This is a genomic window from Actinokineospora sp. PR83 (assembly GCF_021056305.1).
In the GTDB taxonomy this organism is placed as follows: domain Bacteria; phylum Actinomycetota; class Actinomycetes; order Mycobacteriales; family Pseudonocardiaceae; genus Actinokineospora; species Actinokineospora spheciospongiae.
Map to the genome: position 1 here is coordinate 20,136 of NZ_JAJCXD010000101.1, position 8,202 is coordinate 28,337.

The window sequence follows — 8,202 nt, forward strand, 5'->3', positions numbered from 1 at the left end:
GACGGTTTCGCGGCCCGCACCCCATACCGGCATGAGCAGTTTCCCGGCACCATAAAACCGCCCTTGAGCTGCGGATTCGCCGCATGGTCAGATCATCTTCCACAGTTCCACGGGAGCGGAGAGACCATGCGGGTTCGAAGATCATTGGCAATCCTGGCGGCGGCAGCGGTGGCGGTCGGCACGGCCGCCGCGGTCGGCGGCGCGGCGGCGGGAGCCCCCGCGGCGGGGGACACCACCACCATCACCCGGACCTTCGGGTCGAACTGCCCGCTGCGCCTGCCCGACCACCCCGCGCCGCTGGACGCGACCGGGCGGTTCTCCGTCGACCTCGACGTCCCCACCAGCGCCGTCGTCGGACAGCCGACCGCCCCGATCCCCTGGCGTGGCCAGGCGTCCTCGGACCTGGACCTGGGCGAGGGCAGCGTGCTGCGCACCGCCCTCACCGCCGCCGGGGCCACCTCGCTGACCGCGACGATGCGGATCAACCTGATCTACTACACCTTCACCGGGCCTGGCGAGTACCACAACGTGGAGTTCAGCTCCGACCTGCCGCTCTCGGCCGGGGCGATCACCATGGCGGGCTCCGGCACGCTGCCGCCGCTGGAGTTCACCCAGCCTGCGGCCCGGTCGACCGTGGTGTGGATGGGCGGCTACTCCGTCCTGCTCACCCCCCGCCGGGCCGACGGCTCCCCCACCGAGTACGGCACGTTCAACGCGGCGTGCCTGATCCCGCCGTCGTTCTTCCCCTGGATCGACCTGCCGGTCCTGCCCGCGGCCACGACCACCGCGCACACCGCCACCGCCACCGGCCGCCTGGGGCGCACCCCGGTCGACTTCGGCACCGGCTCGCTGACGCTGACCAGCAACAGCGCCGCCGGATCGGTCACCGGCGCGCTCGACCTGCCCACGGCCGCCACGGTCACCACCCGCGCCCTCGGCATCATCCCCACGACCGCGACCGTGCGGCTGACGACCGACCCGCTCAGCGGCGCGGTCCCGGGTGCGCTGAGCAGCCGGGCCACCGTGGCGGTTCCCGACCTGAGCGTCTTCGGCATCCCGGTCCTGCGCGGGTCGACCACCTGCCGCGGCACCGGACCGCTCACCCTGACCCCCGGCGCCGACTTCACCCCCGCCACCGGCGGCACGCTCACCGGCACCTTCGAGACCCCCGCGTTCAGCGGGTGCGGCGCCTACGGCGGTTTCCTCGGCTCCCTGTTCTCCGGCACGGGCAACACCCTCGCCGTGACCGCCTCGCCCAACTGAGCGCACGACCTGCATCCCACGACTCTTCGACGAGGGGAACGACCTTGCGCACAAGAAGACTGGTGGCCGCACTCGCGGCGATCGCGACCGTGGCAGGCGGATCTGCCGCGCTCGGTACGGGCACGGCGTCCGCTGCAACCGTGGAGATCACCCGGTCAGGAGGATCATCCTCCTGCGCGGTCGACCTGCCGGGGTTGCCGCGGATCGAGACGTCCATGGGGGTCACGGTCACCATGAGCGTGCCGGACACCGCGGTGGTCAACCAGCCGACCGCGCCGATCCCATGGCGGGCCAGCGGCTCGATCGGCCTCGACCTGTCCGAGAAGAGCCCGCTCACCGCCTACCTGATGGCGAACGGCGCGGCCTCGGTGTCCATCTCCGCGAGCACCAGCCTGCTGTACTACAGAGTCGGGGGCGAACCCCACTCACTCAGCTTCGCCACCACCACACCGCTGCCCGCGGCGTCGACCCTGGTCGAGGGCGCCGGTGAACTGCCACCGTTCCTCTTCACCACGGTGGGCCAGGGGCAGACCGCGATCTACCACTCGAGTTCCTGGGTCTCGGTCACCCCGCTCAAGGCGGACGGGTCTCCCCTTCCAATCGACGATCTTCCGTCCTTCTGCCTCGGCTCACCGTGGTTCGAGCCGTGGCACACCGTCGACGTGCTCCCCGGCCCCACCAGCGCGGACTACGCCGTCACCGCCCGCGCCGGTGTCGCGGGCACGGAGGTGGACCTGGGCGCCGGGTCGCTCGCGCTGACCGAGGCGGTCGACAAGTCCGTCACCGGCTCACTCGACCTGCCCGGGTCCGGGACCACCGAGCTGCGCCTGCTCGGCGTCATCCCGGCGACCGCGAGCGTGCGGGTGACCCCGGGTCCGGTCACCGGCAGCTTCGCCGACGGCTTCACCGCACCGGCGACCGTCACCGTGGCGAACCTGTCGATCCTCGGCATACCGCTGCTGCGCGACCAGAACACCTGCCAGAGCACGACAACACTCGCGCTCACCGCGGGCGACGGGCTCGCCATCGACCACAGCGGTTCCCTGACCGGGAGCTACGACCTGCCCGCGTTCACCGGCTGCGGCTTCTACACCGACCTGGTCTCCTCGCTGTTCTCCCGCAACGGCAACACCATCACCGCCACCACGGACTAGTTCCCGGGTGATGGTTCCCAGGAAATCCACCGCGCCGGGTGAGCACTTCGCGGCAGGCTCTGGCCTCGCTCCCCCGGCGCGGTGGATTCTTTCCCCGGACAAGGTCGACCGATCCGACGAAAGCGGTGCTGCACATGGGAATCCGAAGAACCAGCGGCTCGATCGCGGTGGTGGCCGCGCTGGTGGGCGGTCTCGCCGTCGCGGGCGCGGGCACCGGCTCGGCCGCGACGGTCACCGTGCGGATCGGCGGTTCGCTGAGCGGGTGTTCGGCCGCGGTCCCGGGGGCGGGCACCGTCACCGCCGACATCGCCGCCCAGATCGAGGTGGACGCGCCGGACACCGCGCGGCAGGGCGTGCCGACGGCGCCGCTGCCCTACCGGGGGACGGCGTCGACGAACCTCGACTTCGCCCCGGGAACGCCGTTGCGCCAAGCCCTCGACGGCGCGGGCGCGGTCACGCTGGACGCGACCGCACGGGTGTTCGTGGGCTACCACAGCCCGCAGTACCCGAACCCGGAGAAGCCGCGGCCTGATTTCTCGATCACCGGCGTCCCGGTCGCCGGGAACAGCTCGCTGCCCGAGTGGTCCGCCTCCGGTGAGCTGCCCCCGATCGTGTTCGACCGGGCCGGGACCGAACCGACCCTGTACTACCAGAGCTTCGACATCCGGGTCACCCCGCGCGGTGCGGACGGCAACCTGACCGCCCTGGACACGTTCGACGTGCACTGCATCTACCCGCCCGGCCCGTACCCCACGCACCGGGTCGAGGTCTCCCCCGCCAACCGGCACATCACCCACGACCTCACCGCGCGCACCGCGCTCACCAAGTCCGGGGCCCAGGCCGACCTCGGCGCGGGCACCCTCAACCTCGACCTGCCGGGCACGGGGACGGCCGCCACCGGCAAGCTGTTCCTGCCGAACACGGGCACCGCGCCGCTGCGGCTGCTGGGGTTCATCCCGGCGACCGCCTCGGTGTCAGTCACCCCGAGCGGGCCGGTGCTCCTCACCGTGGACGGGGACGCGCTCACCGGCACCGTCGAGGCCGCGGTCACCGTCGCGGACCTCGCCGTGCTGGGAATGCCGCTGATCAAGGCGAACCCCGACTGCCGGAGCACGACCACGCTGACCCTGACCTCGGGCGCCGGGTTCACCCTCGCGGGCGGCGGCCCGGTCACCGGGACCTACGACCTGCCCGCCTTCACCGGCTGCGGCAACCACACCGGGCTGGTCGACGCGCTATTCGCCGGGGTCGGCAACACGCTTGCGCTGAACACCACCGGCTGACCCGGCACCGTCGTCGTCGAGGTCGTCGGCACGGTCGTCGGTGTCGTCGAACGGGTCTTCGTCGTCCTCGTCGTCGACAGCGGGGTCCGCGTCGTCGAAGTCGTCGGAGTCCGCGTCGTCGTCCCGGTGGGTGGAGGGCACCTCGTCCACCGGGATGACGGCGATCGCCCCGCCGCCGAGGTGTTCGCGGGGGCCGCGCTTGGCGGCGAGCACGAAGTAGGCGACCGCGCCGAGGAACACCAGCAGCGAGACCCACGCGTTGATCCGCACGCCGAAGACCAGGGTGGCCGGGTCGGTGCGCATCAGCTCGATCAGGCCGCGGCCCAGGGTGTAGCCGGCGACGTACACGGCGAACGCGCGCCCGTGGCCCAGCCTGAGCTTGCGGTCGAGGAACACGACCAGCGCGGCGACGAGCAGGTTCCAGATCAGCTCGTACAGGAACGTGGGGTGCACCGGGCTGCCGTCGATCAGGGTGTGGTCGACGGCGACGCCGTTGAGCGGGTCCGGGATGCCGTTGGCGTTGAGGCGCTCGTAGATCTCCAGACCCCACGGCAGGCTGGTCGGCCCGCCGTAGAGCTCCTGGTTGAAGTAGTTGCCGACCCGGCCGATGGCCTGGGCGGTGACGATGCCCGGGGCGATCGCGTCGGCGAACACCGGCAGCGGGATGCCCTTCTGGCGGCAGCCGATCCAGGCGCCGACCGCGCCGAGGGCGATCGCACCCCAGATGCCCAGGCCGCCGTCCCAGATGCGCAGCGCGTTCAGCGGGTTCTTGCCCTCGCCGAAGTAGCGGTAGTAGTCGGTGGCGACGTGGTAGAGCCTGCCGCCGACCAGGCCGAACGGCACCGCCCACACCGCGATGTCGATGACCGCGCCCGGCTGACCCCCCCGGGCCTGGAACCGCTTCTCGCCCCACCAGATCGCGACGATGATGCCCGCGATGATGCACAGCGCGTACGCGCGGATGGGGATGGTCAAGAAACCGAGATCGATCTCCCAGACCCCGCGGTCGGGACTCGGGATGTTCGCCAGGAACAGCGAGGAGGCGCTCGTCACGGGCCCACCGTAACGGGGGCCCGGACGGCTCAGCCGATCGGGGCGGGTGTGCGGCGCACGCCCTCGGCCAGCTCCTCGGTGAGCGCGCGCACCGCGTCCGGGCCGGTCCGCGCGGCGGTCACGAAGGCCGACCCGACGATGACCGCGTCGGCGAACCCGGCCACCTGCGCGGCCTGGTCGCCCGAGCGCACGCCCAGGCCCACGCCGACCGGCAGCGAGGTGTGCTCCCGGGTGCGCGCGACCAGGGCCTCGGCCTCGACGCCCACGGCGTCGCGGGCCCCGGTGACGCCCATGACCGCGGTGGCGTAGACGAAGCCGGAGGAGGCCGCCGTGGTGGCCGCGATCCGCTCCGGCGACGACGACGGCGCCACCAGGAAGATCCGGTCCAGGCCGTGCGCGGCGGAGGCTTCCAGCCACGGCTGCGCCTCGTCCGGGATGAGGTCCGGGGTGATCATCCCGAGCCCGCCCGCGGCGGCGAGGTCGCGGGAGAACGCGTCCACGCCGTAGCGCAGCACCGGGTTGAAGTAGGTCATCACCACGGCCTTGCCGCCCGCGGCCGACACGGCCTCGACGGTGCGGAACAGGTCGCGCAGCCGGAAGCCGCCGCGCAGCGCCTCGTCCGCCGCGGCCTGGATGGTCGGGCCGTCCATGACCGGGTCGGAGTAGGGCACGCCCACCTCCAGCAGGTCGCAGCCGGAGTCGACCATGAGCTTGAGGGTGTCGATGGAGCCGTCGACCGTGGGGTACCCGGCGGGCAGGTACCCGATCAGCGCCGCGCGCCCCTCGGCCCTGGTGCCCGCGAACAGGGTGTCGAGCGTGCCCATCAGGACTCCTCGTAGAAGCCGAAGTACTTCGCGGCGGTGTCCATGTCCTTGTCGCCGCGACCGGACAGGTTCACCAGGATGACGCCCTCGGGGCCGAGTTCCCGGCCGAGGACCAGCGCGCCCGCGAGGGCGTGCGAGGACTCGATGGCCGGGATGATGCCCTCGGTGCGCGAGAGCAGCCGGAACGCGTGCATGGCCTCGGCGTCGGTGGCCGAACGGTATTCGGCGCGGCCGGTGTCCTTGAGCCACGCGTGTTCCGGGCCGACGCCGGGGTAGTCCAGGCCCGCGCTGATCGAGTACGCCTCGGTGGTCTGGCCGTCCTCGTCCTGCAGCAGGTAGGACATGGCGCCGTGCAGCATGCCGGGGCTGCCGTGGCCCAGGGTGGCGCCGTGCTCGCCGGTCTCGATGCCCTTGCCCGCCGGTTCGATGCCGACCAGCCGCACGTCGGCGTCGTCGACGAAGCCGTGGAAGATGCCGATGGCGTTGGAGCCGCCGCCGACGCAGGCGGTGACCACGTCCGGCAGCCGGCCGATCTGCTCCAGCACCTGCGCCCTGGCCTCGATGCCGATGACGCGGTGGAAGTTGCGCACCATCAGCGGGAACGGGTGCCCACCGGCGGCCGTGCCCAGCAGGTAGTGCGTGGTGTCCACATTGGTCACCCAGTCGCGCAGCGCCTCGTTGATGGCGTCCTTGAGGGTGCGCGAGCCCGACGCCACCGGGACGACCTCGGCGCCGAGCAGCTTCATCCGCGCCACGTTCAGCGCCTGCCGCTCGGTGTCGACCTCGCCCATGTAGACCACGCAGTCCAGGCCCATCAGGGCGCAGGCGGTGGCGGTGGCGACGCCGTGCTGGCCTGCGCCGGTCTCGGCGATGACCCGCTTCTTGCCCATCCGCTTGGTGAGCAGCGCCTGGCCCAGCACGTTGTTGATCTTGTGCGAGCCGGTGTGGTTGAGGTCCTCGCGCTTGAGGAACACCCGCGCGCCGCCCGCGTGCTCGGCGAAGCGGGGCGCCTCGGTGAGCAGCGAGGGCCTGCCCGCGTAGTCGCGCAGCAACCGGGTGAACTCGTCGGTGAACTCCGGGTCCAGCCGGGCCTTGTCGTACTCGGCCGACAGCTCGTCGAGCGCGCCGATCAGCGCCTCCGGCATGAACCGGCCGCCGTAGGGGCCGAAGTGGCCGCGGGCGTCCGGGTCGTGCTCGCCGGGGGCGTGCGGGTCCTGCTCCGCGACGGCGTGCATGGCGCTGTTCTGCGCGGCGGTGGTCTCGTCCTGCGGTGTGGTGCTGTCCTGCACTGGGGCGTTCTCCACAGCGTTGTCCGCCGCGGCGACGCCGCGGCCGGTGGTGTCGTTCTCCGGGGTGCTCACCGGCTGGGCCTCGGGCACGCCGGGTGCGACCCCGCCGTGACGAGCTGAACCAGGGCGGCCTTGGGGTCGTCAGTGGCCACCAGGCCCTCGCCGACCAGCACCGCGTCGGCACCGGCCCCGGCGTAGGTCATCAGGTCGCTGGGGCCGCGGACACCGGACTCGGCGATCTTGACCACGTCGGCGGGCAGGCCCGGCGCGAGCCGCCCGAACACGTCCCGGTCGACCTCCAGGCTGCGCAGGTCGCGGGCGTTGACGCCGATGACCTTCGCGCCCGCCTCCAGCGCGCGGTCGGCCTCCTCGGCGGTGTGCACCTCGACCAGGGCGGTCATGCCCAGCGACTCGACCCGGTCCAGCAGCGACTCCAGGGCGGGCTGCTCCAGCGCGGCCACGATCAGCAACACCAGGTCCGCGCCGTGCGCCCGAGCCTCGTGCACCTGGTACGGGCTGACCACGAAGTCCTTGCGCAGCAACGGGATGTCGACCTTGGCCCGGACCGCGTCGAAGTCGGCCAGCGAACCGCCGAAGCGGCGCTGCTCGGTGAGCACGCTGATCACGCGCGCCCCCGCGGCCTCGTAGTCGCGGGCCAGGGCGGCGGGGTCGGCGATGGTGGCCAGGTCACCCTTGGACGGGCTGCGCCGCTTGACCTCCGCGATGACCCCGACGTCGGTGCCGCGCAGCGCGTTGAACGCGTCCCGCGGCGGCGGGGCCTTGGCGGCCAGCGCCTTGATGGTCTCGAAGGAGACGACCGACTCGCGCGCGGCGAGGTCCTCCCGGACCCCCTCGACGATCGATTCGAGGACGTTCACAGGTCACCCTCGATCGACGTTCTGCTGGTGTAGTCCCTCACAAGCACTGCCCCTTCCCGCCGAAATGATGCTAACTCCGGCCCTCGCGGGCAGGAGGCACCGGGTCCTCGCTCGCTCACCGCCCCGCCGTCGGGTCCTCCCCCTCCGAGAGTGCCTGCCACAGGTCGTCGTCGGTGCGGGCGGACTCCTTGGCCGCACCGGGTGCCGCGTACCGCGCGCCCATCCTGGGCAACCGGGCGCCACGGATGAGCAACACGACCCCCGCCGCGGCCATGACCAGCCCGGACACCGCCACCGCCAGCCGCGCCGGGACCGCTCCCCCGGCTCCGGTGGCGGCCTGCCACACCGGCACCAGGCCCGCCGCGGCCAGCAGCGCGCCCGCGACCCGGCGCGGCACCGGGCCCAGCGCGAGCACGCCCGCGACCCCGGCCAGCGCCAGCACCGCCAGCGGCACGACC

General features: G+C 72.7%; 8 protein-coding genes. 3 read left to right on the forward strand and 5 right to left on the reverse strand.

The genetic code is table 11. The annotated features are described in order from the left end of the window. The first annotated feature begins 144 nt into the window (after positions 1–144). The 3 genes from L6E12_RS29720 (at position 145) to L6E12_RS29730 (ending at position 3,700) form a co-directional block, all read left to right on the forward strand. Positions 145–1,263 (forward strand): DUF6801 domain-containing protein, encoded by a 1,119-nt coding sequence (locus tag L6E12_RS29720; RefSeq protein ID WP_236231242.1) that lies wholly within the window; start codon positions 145–147, stop codon positions 1,261–1,263. 140 nt (positions 1,264–1,403) lie between these two features. Next, positions 1,404–2,417: a DUF6801 domain-containing protein gene (locus L6E12_RS29725; RefSeq protein ID WP_236231243.1), complete on the forward strand. Its 1,014-nt coding sequence runs from the start codon at positions 1,404–1,406 to the stop codon at positions 2,415–2,417. 134 nt (positions 2,418–2,551) lie between these two features. Continuing rightward, on the forward strand, positions 2,552–3,700 hold the full coding sequence (locus L6E12_RS29730; RefSeq protein ID WP_236231244.1) for a DUF6801 domain-containing protein: 1,149 nt from the start codon (positions 2,552–2,554) through the stop codon (positions 3,698–3,700). Here the strand turns inward: L6E12_RS29730 and lgt are convergent. The 5 genes from lgt to L6E12_RS29755 all read right to left on the reverse strand — a co-directional run. Continuing rightward, positions 3,653–4,753, reverse strand: a complete 1,101-nt coding sequence (gene lgt / locus L6E12_RS29735; RefSeq protein ID WP_236231245.1) for a prolipoprotein diacylglyceryl transferase — start codon at positions 4,751–4,753, stop codon at positions 3,653–3,655. The two genes, L6E12_RS29730 and lgt, sit on opposite strands and share 48 nt — an antisense overlap. A gap of 29 nt (positions 4,754–4,782) precedes the next feature. Next, positions 4,783–5,577: a tryptophan synthase subunit alpha gene (trpA, locus tag L6E12_RS29740; RefSeq protein WP_236231246.1), complete on the reverse strand. Its 795-nt coding sequence runs from the start codon at positions 5,575–5,577 to the stop codon at positions 4,783–4,785. Then, positions 5,577–6,812 carry a tryptophan synthase subunit beta gene (gene trpB, locus L6E12_RS29745; protein ID WP_236231249.1) on the reverse strand — a complete coding sequence of 412 codons (1,236 nt, stop codon included), beginning with the start codon at positions 6,810–6,812 and terminating at the stop codon, positions 5,577–5,579. The genes trpA and trpB overlap by 1 nt, the downstream gene beginning before the upstream one ends. Positions 6,813–6,934: 122 nt before the next feature. Then, positions 6,935–7,744 (reverse strand): indole-3-glycerol phosphate synthase TrpC, encoded by an 810-nt coding sequence (gene trpC, locus L6E12_RS29750; protein ID WP_236231247.1) that lies wholly within the window; start codon positions 7,742–7,744, stop codon positions 6,935–6,937. 115 nt (positions 7,745–7,859) lie between these two features. Then, positions 7,860–8,202, reverse strand: a 343-nt coding sequence (locus L6E12_RS29755; protein WP_236231248.1) for a Trp biosynthesis-associated membrane protein, incomplete at its 5' end; no start/stop codon positions are given.